The following is a 14,583-nucleotide window of genomic DNA, read 5'->3' on the forward strand; positions in this document are numbered from 1 at the left end:
GAGAACCGACGTGGCGGATCACCCGGATCATCCGGACCTGGCGACCGAGCAGCGGCATCTGGACCGCGTGTGCCGAGCCGTCACCGAAGCCGACGCTGACGCCCCGACGCCACCCGACAGTTCGCCGCTGCTGTTCGGCCGCGTGGAGTTCGCCGCCGACACGAACCAGCCGGACTCCGCCCACACCATCTACGTCGGCCGCCGTCACGTCACCGACGACGACGGCACCGTGCTGGCGCACGCCTGGTACGAACCGACCGCGGCGCCGTTCTACGAGCGTCCGTCCTCCGTCCGGCGCCGTGTCCTCGTCCAGCACGACCGTCGGCTCAGCGCGGTACACGACGAGCCCACCGGCGAACCCACCGACGGCGCAGCGCCCGAACACGTCCTCGGCCCGGCCGCGCACGCGCAGCTGGAACGTTTCCGCGACGGCATCCTGCATCCGGCCACCGCGACGCTGAGCCGCCAGCAGTACGACGCCGTCACCCGGCCCGCCGCCGGTGTCCTCGTCGTCGCCGGCGGGCCTGGCACTGGCAAGACGCAGGTCGGCCTGCACCGTGCGGCGTGGCTCGCGCACACCGACCCGGGCACCACCGTCACCATCGTCGTGCCGACGGCCGCCCTGCGCACGTACACGCGTGCCGTGCTGCCCGCGCTGGACGCCGACTCCGTCACCTCCGGCACCACACGCGATGCCCCCGCAGGTCACCTGATCGTCGACGAGGCGCACGACCTCGACCGCGCACAACTCGACGAACTGGCGACCACGCACCGTTCGGTGACCCTGCTCGTCGATCCCGGGCGCGCCGCGAAACCAGCCGCATGGTCCGACGTGGATCTCGACCTGACGCACATCCAGCTCACCACCAGCTACCGCGTGCCGCGACCGCTCCGCGACACGGTTGCTGCCACCCTGGCCCGTACCGACGACGACGTGACGCCGCCGGTGACCGTCCGGTCCGGTCTGGGCGGACCACTGGTGCAGCACGACGACGCCGACGAGGTCGCCGGGGACGCACTGCACGCCGGGACCGCAGCCGCCAGCACCGACTTTCGTGTCGGCGTCGTCGTCGCCAGCAGCATGCTCGAGCCGACCCTACGGCTGGCCACCGACACCGAACGGCCGGTGGGCGACGCCCGCGACGGCGACCTGACACACCCGGTCACCGTGCTCACACCGGACGACGCCGCCGGGCTCGAGTTCGACGCGGTCGCCCTGGTGTCCCCGGACGCCATCGCCGCCGAGCACGGGGCGCGAGGGCTCTACACCGCGGTGTCGCGATGCACCCAGACGCTGGCGATCTTCCACTCGGAGCCGTTGCCCGCCGGGCTCGACCATCTCGCGACTCCGGCAAGGCCCGCCCCGGAGCCCGACGCCGACCTGCACACCCTCGTCGACGCGCTCGGCGAGGACGACCGCGTCATCGTCGAGGCCCTGGTCCGCCGCCTGCTGTCCACCTGACCGGCGGTTGCGCCGAAACCATCACACCGCAGCCCATGCCTCGACCTCGACCCGGAATTCCGGGTTCACCAAGCCGGATACCTGGACCAGCGAGCTCGCCGGAGGTTCGGACAACACGATGTACTCGTCCCGAACCTGCCGGAAGAGCGGCAGATCGGCAAGATCGATCAGGAAGACGGTCAGCTTGACGACGTCGCGCATCCCGGCGCCCGCCGCCGCGAGGGCTGTGCTCACGTTCCGGAAGACCTGCCGGATCTGCGCCTCAGCGTCGCCGCGGCCGACCAGGTCCCCCGTGCTGTCCAGCGGCACTTGTCCGGAGACCGCAACCGTGCGTCCGCTGTAACTGACGACATGGCTGTAGGCGTTGGTCGGCGGTAGTCCTTCCGGCTGTCGGATGTGTTCGCGCATGCGCTCCTGCCTTGACGATTTCCGGCCGGCGGATCAGCCGCCGGCGGCGACCCGGGCCTCGTACCGGGCACGCGCCTTGGCGGCCAGCTCTTCGCGATCCCGCGGCGGCGCCGTCGTGACCAGGGAGTCCAGCAGCCGTTCGGTGGCAGCCGTGATCTCCTCGACGGCCTGGTCGAACGCGGCCTGGTTCGCCTTCGACGGCTTACGCGTCCCGGCGAGCTTGCGCACGTACTGCAGCGCGGCGTCGCTGATCTCGTCCGGCGTGGCCGGCGGTGCGAGGTTGTTGAGCGGCTTGATGTTTCGGCACATACTCCGAGCGTAGCGACCGGCACCGACACGACCCCGTGGCCGATCCGGTACGACCCGGTCGAACGCGACGTGCGGCGACTGGCAGGCTGAGCAGCATGGCTGAAGATACCCACCGGTCCGTGTCCATCCGCCGGACGGCAACACGTCAGTACGTCGCCACCAACGCCCGCGGAGGTGAGCTCCGGTTCGGCGAGGGATCGGGCGGCGAATTCACCCCGGTCGAACTGCTGCTGACCGCCATCGCGGGCTGCTCTGCCGTCGACGTCGACTACATCGCCGCACGCCGCGCCGAGCCGGAGTCGTTCGACGTCGAGGCGCACGCGGAGAAGATCCGCGACGAGTCTGGCAATCGGCTCGAGGACATCGAGGTCGTCTTCCGGGTGTCCTTCCCGGCCGGCGACGACGGTGACGCGGCACGCGCGGTGCTCCCCGACGCGGTCGCGAAGTCGCACGACCGGCTGTGCACCGTCAGCCGCACCGTGGAGCTGCCCAGCCCGGTGACGATGCACGCGGAGTGACCCGGCGCGGCGCCGACGATCCGGCTCGGGCGCGGTGCGACGTCACCCGGCCAGCTCACGCTCCAGCGGCGTACGGAACGTGGGCGTCACGGAAGCGGACTCCAACCTGGGCTGCAGCCGCGCGGCCGCACCCGCGACCGCTTCGGCAGCCTCGGTGCCGATGTCCTCGAGCAGCCGCCAGACGATCTCGTCGCCGCGCATGCCCCAGCCACCGACGACCCGGCCGTCCCACCAGACGGTCGGTCCGATGTTGCCGTTGCGGTCGAACAGCGCGTCGCGATGTGCCCCCAGGAACCAGTCACGCCCCTGCCACCCCATCGGCGTCGGGTCGAGCGCCGGGAGCAGCGCCGCCGACGGCTCGACCCGCGGGTCCGGGTCGACGTCGTCGGCCAGGACGATGCCCGGTGTGCCGTCCAGATCGACCTCGACGGTGTCGAGCCGGGCGAGCGTCTTCCGGGTGGCGCCGAGCGTCCAGCCCGTCCACCACTGCAGGTCGGCCACGGTGCCCGGGCCGAACGCGCGCAACCACTGCCGCGCCAGCTCCGTGCGCGCTTCGTCCTCCGGCAGGGGCGGCAGGCCTTCCGGCCACAGCGCCCGGGCCGGCGCCCAGCGGTGTTGACGAGACTGCCAGGTGCCGGCGGGGCGCCCGCGCACGAGCCGGCCTTCGGCGCCCATGAGCGTCAGAACCCGGCTGGTGACGTTCTGCTTCGTGTCCCACTTCTTGTCCGTGGTCGGCAGCAGGGCTGTGCGCAGCCGCGGCTCGGCGGCGGCGACCTGGTTGGCCAGCGCCTCACCGCGTTCGAGCAGCACCCGTTCCGCCCCGTCCTCGACGTCGGTCAGCCAGGCGTCGGCGTCGCCGTCGATCTCGGGCTCGGTGGGGACGGTCCGCAACTCCTTGACCAGCCGACGCCGCAGCCGCTGCGCGACCTCGGCCGCGGCCCCCGCGTGCACGACCGGACCGGTGCCGGTGGGGACGACGAACATGGTGCGCCGCATGCCGAGCAGCTTCACCACCGAACGGTCCTCGTACAACGCGTCCGACACGTCGGCGAGCGTCGCCGTCGGGTTCCGTGCCAGCACGGACAGATACACCGACGCCGGGTCGGTCGCGTGCAGCGCCACCACGGCATCGGCGACGTCCGGCACCGTCGGTTCGGCCGGCGCCGACGCGACCGGCCCGGCGGATGCCAGCCGGTGCCGTCGCATCAGGCGGGTCCGGCGCTGGTGAACGTCGATGGTCAACACACGCTGATGCTGACACACGGCACCGACAAGCCGGAGTCTCAGGAACGATGACGTTTTCACAGCCGAATCGGGCGGACATTGTGCGCCGTGCCGGTAGTCGCGCGTGACAAATTCCGTCGATCATCAGAAAGGGTTGACAGCACCCGTAAAGTCTCTTCCGGAAAGTTCCTTCCCACTGGGCTATCGGGGGGTAGCCGTGAGTCACAACCGGACAACCACGGAAGAACGGCGCTACCGCGTCGAGCTGGCGGTCGTCATCGGAGTCGGCGTCGCTCTCGCGATCGTCGCCGTTGCGGCCGTCCTGACCATCAACCGCGCTCCGATCGAGGAGCAGGAGAACTTCCAGGGCCTGTCCACCGCGGTCTCGCACCTGACACCCTGACCTCCGCCGAGAATGACCACGTTCACCATGGAATTCCATGCGTCACCACCCGTACAGGCCTGGTGACGCGTGGAATCCCCTGGTGATGTGACCGCCGCATCAGCCGCTGGTCCGAGCGATCCCCCGTCGAGATCGATCGATCGGTTCCGCGCGTTCGGTGCGAGCCGCGGCGGGGCCATCGCCCGCCGACATGTCGATCACCGCCTCCGCACGAGCACTTCCCGACGCTGAACCGGTGCGTGTTCGTCCTCCACGGCCGGCATGCGAACGACGACATTGTCGATCGCATGCCCGGCGCGCCGCCATCACCAGGAAATTCGGCGCATCACGAGGCCTGTACGGGTGGTGACGCATGGAATTCCATGGTGAACGTGATCATTCCCCACGCCACATGGGTGAGTGGTCGGCGGGGTGAGCTCGGAACTGGGACGCCTCCGCGACCGTTCTCTGCAGTGGCCGGCATTCACGGGGGATGCCTACGAGGGAATCCTCGAACGAGGATCTCCCCCTACGGGGATGGTGTCCGGCCGGAGGCGCCGTTCGAGCTGCGCGTCAGCTGACGAACCGGCGGCTCACGCCCGGTGCCGCCCTGGGCCGAGGGGTGGCACCGGGCGGCACGCGCTGCGGATGACGGTCACGGTCCCGGTCGGTGCCACGGCCGAGGTGCACGTACCGGCCCGTCACCACTCGGCGAAGGCGCCGTCCGGGTGCCGCCACACCGGTGAGCGCCACCGGTGCCCGGCGGCGTCGGCGCGCCGGACGGCGTCCTCGTCGATCCGGATACCCAACCCGGGACCCATCGGCCGCTCGACGTGCCCGTCGACGAAGTGGAACACCGCCGGATCGACGAGGTAGTCGAGCAGGTCGTTACCGACGTTGTAGTGGATACCCAGGCTCTGCTCCTGGATCAGGAAGTTCGGCGTCGCGAACGCGACCTGCAGGCTGGCGGCCAGCGCGATCGGGCCCAGCGGGCAGTGCGGCGCGAGCACCGCTCCGGACATCTCCGCCAGCGCGGCGATGCGGTGCACCTCGGAGATGCCGCCCGCGTGCGAGATGTCCGGCTGTACCACCGACACCCCGGCCTGCAGCGGCGCGGCGAACTCGCTGCGGTGGTAGCAACGCTCGCCGACGGCCACCGGCACCGAGCTGCACGCCACCAGCGACGCCAGGTGCCCGCCCAGGTCCGGCAGTACCGGCTCCTCGACGAACAGTGGGTGCAGCGGCGCCATCTGCGGCAGCAGCCGTCGCGCGTTGGCCGCGGACACCCGGCCGTGGAAGTCGACGGCGACGTCGCGGTCGGCGCCGAGCACCTCCCGGGCGGCGGCCAGCCGGCGGAGCACCTCGTCGGTCTCGGCGCTGGTCGCGACGGGGGACATCGCGGCGCTGCCGTTCATCTTCACGGCGGTGAAGCCCTGCTCGATCTTCTCCGAGATCGTGTCGGCCACCTGGGCCGGTTCGTCGCCGCCGACCCAGGTGTACATGCGGACCCGGTCTCGCACGTGCCCGCCCAGCAGCGCGTGCACCGGGGCGCCGTAGTGGTGCCCGGCGATGTCCCACAACGCCTGGTCGATGCCGGCGACGGCGCTGGACAGGATCGGCCCGCCGCGGTAGAAGCCGCCCTTGGTGAGCACCTGCCAGTGATCCTCGATGCGCAGCGGGTCCTGACCGATCAGGTAGTCGGCCAGCTCGTGCACGGCCGCCCGCACGGTGTCCGCGCGGCCCTCGACGATGGGCTCACCCCAGCCCACGAGGCCCTCGTCGGTGCTGATCCGGCAGAACAGCCACCGCGGTGCCACGGCGAACGTTTCGACGTCGACGATCTTCATCGTTTTCCTTCCCCGGACGGGTTCGTGGCGGATCCGCCCTGACCCGCGTCGCGCAGTTCACGGACATCACGGTCGGCCTGCTCGAGCAGGTCGCGCACGGCACGCTCGGCGGCGTCGACGGCGCCGGCGGCCACGGCCTCGTACACGGCCCGGTGCGCCGGGACGCTGTCGGCCCATGTCCCCTGACCGTGCACGAGAAGGTCCCTCGCCTGCAGCCCGGTCTCGATGACCAGCTCCATCTGCTGCAGCAGCTCGTTGTGCGCGGAGAACAGCAGGGTCCGGTGGAACGCGAGGTCGGCTTCGATGACGTCGTCGGCCAGCGCCTCCGGGTCGGCCAGGACCTCGAGCGCCGCACGCAGCGTCTCGACGTCCTCCTCGGTGCGGCGTTCGGCCGCCAGCCGCGCGCCTGCGGGTTCGACGATGCCCCGCACCTCGGCGAGATTGGCCAGGAACACGTCGTCGGAACGGTTCTGGACCTGCCAACGCAGCACGTCGCCGTCGAGCAGCGACCAGTCCTCACGGGGCCGGACGTAGGTCCCGCGTTTCGGCCGGGCGTCGACCATCCCCTTGGCCGAGAGCACCCGCAGCGCCTCGCGGACCACGGTGCGGCTGACGCCGAGCTCGTGCTCGAGCTCGAGCGGATCGATCGGCTCGCCGGGCGGGATGTCGCCGCGGATGATCCGCTGCCCGACGTGGGCGACGACGGATCCGTGAATGCCCCGGTAGGGCGAGCGATGCGGCAGGCGAGTCATCTCGAGCTCCTCACATGCGACGACGGTGACGAGGGTCGGCCGGCGTCCGTTCGGTCGTGACGACGACGGATCGGCTCCGGACGCGCTGGGCCCCGATGCGCGCACCTTCGCACCATCATGCCGAGTCCGCCGTGATGCTCCAGCCGCCGTCGACGACGAGAGCGGTCCCGGTGACGAACGACGCGTCCGGCGATCCGAGGAACGCCACGGCGGCGGCGACCTCATCCGGCTGCCCGAACCGGCCGAGCACGGTCTGGCGGACACTGCGGTCCCGGTCGGCTTCGGCGACCTCGGCCCACGCCGGCGACATGATCGGGCCCGGGACGACGGAGTTGACCCGCACGCCGGGACCGTAGTCGACGGCGAGCTGCCGGCCAATCGACAGCAGCGCCCCCTTGCTCGCAGCGTATGCCGAGCGCCCCGGCAGCCCTCGCTCCGCGTGCACCGACGACGTCAGCACGATCGACCCGCCGGTCGCGCGCAGCAGCTCTCCCAGCGCGCGGACCGCGAGGAACGACGCGGTGAGGTTCACCGCGAGCTGCCGGTCCCATTCGACCACCGACATCTCGTCGGCCGGGCGCACCACCGCCGTCGCGGCGTTGGAGTGCAGCAGGTCCAGCCGGCCGTGCCTCGATCGCACGTCCGCGGCCAGTCGCTGCCAGCCGGCCTCGTCGGCGACGTCGAGCTCGACCGGGTGGGCGCCGCCGGCCCCGGCTTCGCCGTCTCCGTCGTCGCCGTCTCCGTTCACCCCCGCCGCCTCGCGGCGCACCGCCGCGCCGTCGACGTCGGCCATCACGACCTCGGCACCCTCGGCGGCCAGGCGCCGCGCGGTGGCGGCGCCGATGCCCGACGCCGCCCCGGTCACCAGGGCGACCCGTCCCCGGTATCGCGATGACACCGGCGTGCTCCCCGTCATCTGGACTCCCCTGCCGTCGATGCGTCTGGCGTGTGCCCGTCCACGAACCTAGCACTAAGCATTTTGTATGACTATTTCTTGACAGTATTCGCGAGCCACACCAAGATGTCTGCCGTGACCGGCGTCACGCCTGATGTGGCCCGACCCCGCCGCCCACGCGGCGGATCCGGCCGGAACTCGAGGAGTACGCGCCGCGAGGCGCGGAGGAGGGCGACATGAGCACGTCTGACATCTCCCGGCGCGGATTCCTCGCCGGGACCGCGGCCATCGGACTGTCCGGCATCCTCGGCGGATGCGTCGGCTCCGGCGGATCGACCGACGGCGGAGGCGGCGGCGGCGACGCGAGCCCCTCCGGCCCGATCACGCTGCAGTCCAGCGCCGCCGATCCCAAGCCCAAGGCCGCACTCAAGGCCGTCGTCGACGCGTTCCAGGGCGCGGAGACGACCATCAACACGGTGGCGGTCGAGAACTTCCGTGCCCAGCTGCCGACCTACCTCACGTCGTCGAACCCGCCGGACGTGCTGACGTGGTACGCGGGCTCGGTCGCCCGCGACTACGCCTCGGAGGGGTTGCTGCTCGACGTGTCCGATCTGTGGGAGGGCGACGGCGCGTGCGCGGGCTTCTCGGACGCGCTGCGTGACCTCTCGAGCACCGAGGACGGCTCCCAGATCTTCGTGCCCACGCACTACTACTGGTGGGGCGTGTTCCATCGCACGTCCGCCTTCGACGAGTGGGGTGTGCAGGCCCCGGAGACCTGGGAGGACTTCCTCGCGCTGTGCGAGATGCTGCGGGGACGCGGCATCGTCCCGCTGACCATGGGCACCGGCTCGACCCCGTGGGTCGCCTCCGGCTGGTTCGACTACCTCAACCTGCGCATCAACGGCCCGGAGTACCACCTCGAGCTGCTCAGTGGCGAGCACTCCTTCGACAGCGCAGAGGTCCGCGCCGTCATGACGGAGTACGCGAAGCTGATCCCGTTCATCGACCCGAACGGGCGGTCCTACTCCTGGCAGGAGGCCGTCACGCCGCTGGTGCAGAACGAGGCGGCGATGTACCTCATGGGCGCGTTCTTCACCCAGTCCGTCCCGTCCGACGTCGTCGACGACATCGACTTCTTCCGGGTTCCCATCATCGACGAGTCGCTGCCGGTGGCCGAGGAAGCGCCCACGGACGGCTACTTCGCGGCCTCCGGCACCGACAACGCCGCCGGCGCGAAGGAGCTGATGTCGCACCTCGCGGCGCCGGACAGCCAGCAGACGTACGTCTCCAAGGCCGGCGGCGCCTACCTGCCGACGTCGCCGGAGGTCGACACGTCCGGCTTCTCACCGATGGTGCAGAAGGGCATCCAGCTGCTCGAGGAGTCCGACCGGCTGACCCAGTTCTTCAACCGCGACTCCAGCGACGAGCTGCAGACCACCGCCGACGCCGCGCTGACCCGGTTCCTCGACCAGCCCGACCAGGTCGACGACATCCTGTCGCAGTGGCAGCAGGCCGCTGAGCAGGTGTTCCAGGCGTGAGCGCCGCTCAGGTGGTCACCACCGACGCGTCGCCGCAACGCGGGCGACCGCCGGCGCGCGGAGGGCACAGGCGGCGCCGGGTGCCGCCGCTGGTGTGGCTGTTCCTGCTCGTACCGCTGGGCATCGAACTGGCGTGGGTGTTCTGGCCGGCGCTGAACAGCTTCTCGCTGTCGTTCTCCCGCTGGAACGGCGTCGGCGCCGCCGAACCGGTCGGGCTGGACAACTACCAGCGGATGTTCGACGACCCGATCGTGCGCACCGCCGTGCAGAACACGGTGATCTGGACCATCGGATTCGGCGGCGCCTCGGTGCTGATCGGGCTGAGCCTCGCGGTCGCGCTGAACCGGCCGCGCCGTGGCGTCGGCATCTACCGCAGCGCGATCTACCTGCCGATGGTGTTCTCGCTCGCGGTCACGGGCCTGTTCTGGCGAGTGCTGTACCAGCCCGACGGCAGCATCAACACCGCGCTCGAGGGCATCGGCCTCGACGGCGTGGCGCGGCAGTGGCTGGCCGACCCGGACACCGCCCTGTACGCCGTGCTGGTCGCCGCCGTGTGGCGACAGGTCGGCTACATCATGGTCCTGTACCTCGCCGGGCTGAAGGGGTGCGACCCCACGCTCGAGGAGGCCGCGGCCGTCGACGGCGCGTCCGCGTGGCAGCGGTTCCGCCATGTCGTGTTCCCGCAGCTCCGCAGCGTCAACACCGTCATCTTCGCGGTCACCGTCATCGACTCGCTGCGTACGTTCGACATCGTGTGGGCCATGACCCGCGGGGGGCCGTACAACAGCAGCCAGCTGCTCAGCACCTACATGTTCGAACAGGGCTTCACGTCGCTCAACCTCGGCTACAGCTCCGCGCTGGCGGTCGTGATCTTCCTGCTGGCGATCGGCTTCATCATCACCTACCTCGTCCGCGCGACCCGGGAGGACTGAGACGTGGCGACGGATACCGCGGTCTCGCGGACCGCACATCCCGTGTCCGGCCACAGCCGGAACCGATGGGTCTTCCACGCCCTGATGACCCCGTTCACACTGCTGTGGATCGCGCCCATGGTGTTCGTGCTGGCGGTGGCGTTCCGCTCGTTCGACGACATCGCCTCGCGCGGACTCGGCGCGCTGCCCGCGTCGTTCACCTTCGACGGATTCGCCACGGCGCTGGACGAGGGCTCGATCGGCCGTGCCCTGGCCAACAGCGCACTCGTCACCGTCGTGGGTGTCGTGGCCACGCTGTTCCTCGCCTCGCTGGCGGCGTTCGCCCTGAGCCGGCACGCCATCCCGTTCCGGCGCACGATCCTGCTGACGATGCTGGCCGGCAACCTGCTGCCCCCGCAGATCCTGCTGATCCCGGTCTCGAGCATCACCGAGACGCTCGGCATCTACGACTCGCTGTTCGCGCTGATCGTCGTGCAGGTCGCTTTCGGGATGGGCTTCTACACGTTCGTGCTGCACGGCTTCATGCGCTCGATCCCGAACGAGATCGTCGAGGCGGCGGTGGTCGACGGGGCGGGCTCGGCGCGGATCTACGCGCGGATCATCGTCCCGCTGAGCCGCCCGGCGCTGGCCGCGCTCGCGGCACTGGCCACGACCTGGATCTTCAACGACCTGATCTGGGCGCTGACGGTGCTGCGCACCGAGGAGAAGTTCCCCATCACCATGGCGCTGCTGAACCTGCAGGGCGGGTTCGTGAGCAACTGGAACGTGGTGGCCTCCGGCGCGGTCCTGGCGGCGATCCCCACGGCCGTCGTGTTCTTCGCCTTCCAGAAGCACTTCGTCTCCGGGCTGCTGGTCGGTGCGAACAAGTGACGCGGCAGTGGATGTTGCCCACGGCGACGTCGTCGTACGTCGTGAGCCTGACGCCCGACGCGCGTGCGTTGCGGTTCGACCAGTGGGGCCCGGCGACGTCCGAGCCGACCGCTCCGGCGCCGCTGCCGGAACGGGTGCCGTTCTCGACGCCGCTGGACGTGGCGCCGCTGGAGTACGCGACGTCGGGCACCCGGCACGCGCAGCAGGTCGAGCTGGTCGTCGACCACGGTGACGGCCGGCGCGGCGCGGCCTGGCGGGTGGAGCGGCCGGACGGCCCGGCGTCGTACGACGTCTCGGGCGGGACGACGACGCTGCAGGTCCCGTTCACCGACGACAGCGGCGGGCTGCGCCTGACGCTGACCCTGCGCGCCGACACCAGCCACGACGTCGTCGAGAAGTCCGTCGTGGTCGAGAACCGGTCCGAGCACACCGTGACGCTGCCGCGCGTGTTCAGCGGTGCGTGGCCGGTGCCGGTGGGTGCGCCGGCCCATGTCGAGTACCTGACCGGCGCCTGGGGCCACGAGTTCACACCGGCGTCGGTGGATCTGCCGGCCGGCACGTTCTCGATCGGCAGCCGCCAGGGCGTCACGGGGCACGTGTTCGCTCCGACGGTGACGGTGTCGGCAGCCGGTGGCGGATCCGGTGGCGGAACCGGGGACGCGTACGGCGTCGCGCTGGCCTGGCCCGGCTCGTGGTGCCTCGCCGTCGAGGCGCCACCGTACGGCGAGCACGTGCGGGTGTCGTGCGGCGTCGACGACGAGGACACCGTCGTCACGCTGCTGCCGGGCGAGTCGTTCACGACGCCGCCGACGCTGGGCACGTGGAGCCCGCACGGCGCCGCCGGCGTCACCCGGAACTGGCACGCCTACCAGCGGCGGGTGCTGGCGCGATCGCTCGGGCCCGAGCATCACCCGGTCGTCTACAACTCCTGGTACGCCACCACCTTCGACGTCCGCCCCGAGCACCAGCTGCAGCTCGCCGATGTCGCCGCCGAGATCGGCGCGGAGGTGTTCGTCGTCGACGACGGCTGGTTCGCCGGACGGCACTCCGACGCCGCGGGGCTCGGCGACTGGACACCCGACCCGGACGTCTTCCCGGACGGGCTGGACCCGCTGGTCGACGGCGTGCGCGAGCGTGGCATGCGGTTCGGGTTGTGGGTGGAGCCGGAGTGCGTGAACCCGGACAGCGACCTCTACCGCGCGCATCCGGACTGGGTCTACCGCGTCGACGGGCGCGAGCCGACCACCGTCCGCAACCAGCTGGTGCTCGATTTCGGCCGCGAGGAGGTCGTGGCCTGGGCCGAGGACACGCTGCGCGGGCTGCTGACGCGGTACCCGGTCAGCTACCTGAAGTGGGACATGAACCGCCCGGTCAGCGACGGTGGACGTCCGGGCGACGTGCACGGCGGGCAGTGGCCGGTGCAGCACGCGGCCGGATACCTGCGGGTGATGCGGATGCTGCGGCGCGAGTTTCCGCACGTCACCGTCGAGGCGTGCGCCAGCGGCGGCGGGCGGGTGGACGACGCCGTCCTCGCCGTCGCGGACGTGGTGTGGCCCAGCGACGAGACCGGTCCGCGCGACCGGCTGCGCATCCAGGACGGCTTCCTTCGCGCCTACCCGGCCCACGTCATGAGCTCGTGGGTGACCGACGAACCGGGGTTGCGCGACCGCACGCCGGTGTCGTTCGGCTACCGGTTCGTGGTGGCCATGGCCGGGGCGCTCGGCATCGGCTCCGACCTGCTGCGCTGGGACGCCGGCAGTCGTGCGCAGGCCCGGTGGCTGGTGCAGCTGTACCGGGAGCTGCGTCCGATGCTGCACGGCGGCGACGTCGTGGCGCACGGCGTCCCGCACGAGCCCGGTTACGCGCTGGAGTACGGCGACGGCGCCCGCGTCGTGATCCTCGTCTACGACACCCTTCGCGAGCGCCGCACTCCGGTCCGGGTCCGTCCGCGTCTCGTGCGCGACGACGTCCGGTACCGGCTGCGCGGCAGTGATGTGACGATCACCGGCGCAAGCGCACGAGCCGCCGGCATCGAGGTGCCGTGGGCGGTCGCGCCGGACGCCGACGTGCTCGTCCTCGACCCCGACGACCCTGACCCCGACGACCCCGACGACCCTCGTCCTGACGCACCGAACCGAAGGAGCCCGGCACCGTGACCGTCCCCCTCGCCGACCACCTGCCCGACCGGATGACGATCAGTCTGTGGGACTTCACCTGGTACACCCGGACCAGCCCGGGCGAACCGTTCGAGAACCTCGACGCGGCGTTCTCCCGGGCCGTCGAGCTCGGCTACGACACCGTGCGGATCTGCGCGATGCCGTTCCTGCTGTTCGGCTCCGGCCTGGACACCTCCGCGCTGACGCTGGGGTCGCTGGGAGGGGACTACGGGCAGCGCACCCGCTGGTACGACGTCAAGCACACGACGACCATCGACGCGCGCGAGCATCTGCTCGAGTTCTTCCGCGCGGCGAAGCGCCACGACTGCTACGTCATCGTCTCCAGCTGGGAGTACCAGCAGAGCCCGTCCTTCGCCACCGACCGTGCCTGGTTCGACGCCCTGATGGCGGTCGACCCCGAAGACCGTGCTCCCAGGCTGGCCGATGCGCACGCCGACCTGATCGACCTGCTCGAAGCGCACGGCCTGGCCGACCGCGTCGCCTTCGTCGAGCTGCACAACGAGGTCCAGGGCGGCTACCTGACCGAGGGCCTGCCGGCCGACGAGTCGTACGTCGTCGGCCTGAAACCCCGGCTGACGCGTGGCATCGAGCGGTTCAAGTCGCGGCACGCGGACGTGCCGGTGACGGTGAACTACGCCCGCGTCCCGGTGGGCGAGCTGCGTGGCGTTCCGGACCACATCGACGTCGCCGTGTTCCACCCGTACGTCTACGGCGTTCTCGACGCGCTGAACCGGCGGTTCGGCGTGCGCGGACCGGCGGAGTCGTACCCGCAGGACGAGATCCGGCGGACCTTCCTGCGGCCCGGGGCGCCCGACCAGGCGGACTGGGCGCCTCCCGCCGCGGACCGATGGAAGCTGCAGGCCACGATGGTCCGCCCCACCGAGGTCTACCTGCACGACTGGTGCGACACCGAAGCCTACGACCGCTGGCTGTACGACCACTACGGCGAGTACCGGGTGGCCATGGACGAGAAGCTGGTCACCTGGATCGAGGCGGCCGCGGACTTCGCCCTGTCCCGCGGGGTGCCGATGGTGCTGGGCGAGGGCTGGGTCGGCTACACGCCACTGGGCAGCTGGTTCGAGGAGGGACCGGTGGGCGCCGAGATCTGCCGGCTGGCCGTGCGGACCGCCGCGAACGTGGGCGCACGCGGCACCGTGATCTGCTCGAACGCCGCGCCACACCACGCCATGTGGGGCGAGGCCGAGCTGCAGAGCACGTGCAACGAGACCTTCCGGAAGGCACCCACCGGCTCCGCCTGGCTGCGCTGAG

Annotated in this window: 14 protein-coding genes; 8 read left to right on the plus strand and 6 right to left on the minus strand. The window is 71.1% G+C overall.

The features are described from left to right. Nucleotides 1-10: 10 nt before the first annotated feature. Nucleotides 11-1,462 (plus strand): AAA family ATPase, encoded by a 1,452-nt coding sequence (locus CLV30_RS02240; protein WP_106535521.1) that lies wholly within the window; start codon nucleotides 11-13, stop codon nucleotides 1,460-1,462. 21 nt (nucleotides 1,463-1,483) lie between these two features. On the opposite strand, the gene CLV30_RS02245 is transcribed toward CLV30_RS02240, so the two are convergent. Together CLV30_RS02245 and CLV30_RS02250 are read right to left on the minus strand one after the other, a co-directional pair. After that, nucleotides 1,484-1,870: a RidA family protein gene (locus CLV30_RS02245; protein ID WP_106535522.1), complete on the minus strand. Its 387-nt coding sequence runs from the start codon at nucleotides 1,868-1,870 to the stop codon at nucleotides 1,484-1,486. Nucleotides 1,871-1,903: 33 nt separating this feature from the next. Further along, entirely contained in the window at nucleotides 1,904-2,179 is a 276-nt protein-coding gene (locus tag CLV30_RS02250; RefSeq protein ID WP_106535523.1) for a DUF2277 domain-containing protein, read from the minus strand. Between the two features lie 95 nt (nucleotides 2,180-2,274). Here CLV30_RS02250 and CLV30_RS02255 point away from each other — a divergent pair, with 95 nt between their 5' ends. After that, nucleotides 2,275-2,697: an OsmC family protein gene (locus CLV30_RS02255; RefSeq protein ID WP_106535524.1), complete on the plus strand. Its 423-nt coding sequence runs from the start codon at nucleotides 2,275-2,277 to the stop codon at nucleotides 2,695-2,697. Between the two features lie 42 nt (nucleotides 2,698-2,739). On the opposite strand, the gene CLV30_RS02260 is transcribed toward CLV30_RS02255, so the two are convergent. Next, nucleotides 2,740-3,942 (minus strand): winged helix DNA-binding domain-containing protein, encoded by a 1,203-nt coding sequence (locus tag CLV30_RS02260; RefSeq protein WP_205740388.1) that lies wholly within the window; start codon nucleotides 3,940-3,942, stop codon nucleotides 2,740-2,742. A 196-nt stretch (nucleotides 3,943-4,138) separates the two neighbouring features. On the opposite strand from CLV30_RS02260, the gene CLV30_RS02265 reads away from it, so the two are divergent. Beyond that, nucleotides 4,139-4,324, plus strand: coding sequence for a hypothetical protein (locus CLV30_RS02265; protein ID WP_106535525.1), 186 nt, complete (start codon nucleotides 4,139-4,141; stop codon nucleotides 4,322-4,324). Nucleotides 4,325-5,004: 680 nt separating this feature from the next. Here the strand turns inward: CLV30_RS02265 and dgoD are convergent. The 3 genes from dgoD to CLV30_RS02280 form a co-directional block, all read right to left on the minus strand. Then, nucleotides 5,005-6,150 (minus strand): galactonate dehydratase, encoded by a 1,146-nt coding sequence (dgoD, locus tag CLV30_RS02270; protein WP_106535526.1) that lies wholly within the window; start codon nucleotides 6,148-6,150, stop codon nucleotides 5,005-5,007. After that, on the minus strand, nucleotides 6,147-6,902 hold the full coding sequence (locus CLV30_RS02275; protein WP_106535642.1) for a FadR/GntR family transcriptional regulator: 756 nt from the start codon (nucleotides 6,900-6,902) through the stop codon (nucleotides 6,147-6,149). Before CLV30_RS02275 ends, dgoD begins: the two co-directional genes overlap by 4 nt. A gap of 115 nt (nucleotides 6,903-7,017) precedes the next feature. Further along, on the minus strand, nucleotides 7,018-7,818 hold the full coding sequence (locus CLV30_RS02280; RefSeq protein WP_106535527.1) for an SDR family NAD(P)-dependent oxidoreductase: 801 nt from the start codon (nucleotides 7,816-7,818) through the stop codon (nucleotides 7,018-7,020). A gap of 215 nt (nucleotides 7,819-8,033) precedes the next feature. Between CLV30_RS02280 and CLV30_RS02285 the strand changes: the two genes are divergently transcribed. From CLV30_RS02285 to CLV30_RS02305, 5 genes are all read left to right on the plus strand, one after another. Continuing rightward, nucleotides 8,034-9,335 carry an ABC transporter substrate-binding protein gene (locus tag CLV30_RS02285; protein ID WP_106535528.1) on the plus strand — a complete coding sequence of 434 codons (1,302 nt, stop codon included), beginning with the start codon at nucleotides 8,034-8,036 and terminating at the stop codon, nucleotides 9,333-9,335. Next, on the plus strand, nucleotides 9,332-10,267 hold the full coding sequence (locus tag CLV30_RS02290) for a carbohydrate ABC transporter permease (protein WP_205740389.1): 936 nt from the start codon (nucleotides 9,332-9,334) through the stop codon (nucleotides 10,265-10,267). The genes CLV30_RS02285 and CLV30_RS02290 overlap by 4 nt, the downstream gene beginning before the upstream one ends. Before the next feature lie 84 nt (nucleotides 10,268-10,351). Next, on the plus strand, nucleotides 10,352-11,137 hold the full coding sequence (locus CLV30_RS02295) for a carbohydrate ABC transporter permease (protein ID WP_106535644.1): 786 nt from the start codon (nucleotides 10,352-10,354) through the stop codon (nucleotides 11,135-11,137). Continuing rightward, a complete protein-coding gene (locus CLV30_RS02300) occupies nucleotides 11,134-13,293 on the plus strand; it encodes an alpha-galactosidase (protein ID WP_106535529.1) in 2,160 nt (719 codons plus the stop codon). The genes CLV30_RS02295 and CLV30_RS02300 overlap by 4 nt, the downstream gene beginning before the upstream one ends. After that, nucleotides 13,290-14,582, plus strand: a complete 1,293-nt coding sequence (locus CLV30_RS02305) for a cellulase-like family protein (RefSeq protein ID WP_205740391.1) — start codon at nucleotides 13,290-13,292, stop codon at nucleotides 14,580-14,582. The genes CLV30_RS02300 and CLV30_RS02305 overlap by 4 nt, the downstream gene beginning before the upstream one ends. Nucleotide 14,583: the final 1 nt, after the last annotated feature.

Source organism: Haloactinopolyspora alba (genome assembly GCF_003014555.1).
Classification (GTDB): Bacteria; Actinomycetota; Actinomycetes; order Jiangellales; family Jiangellaceae; genus Haloactinopolyspora; species Haloactinopolyspora alba.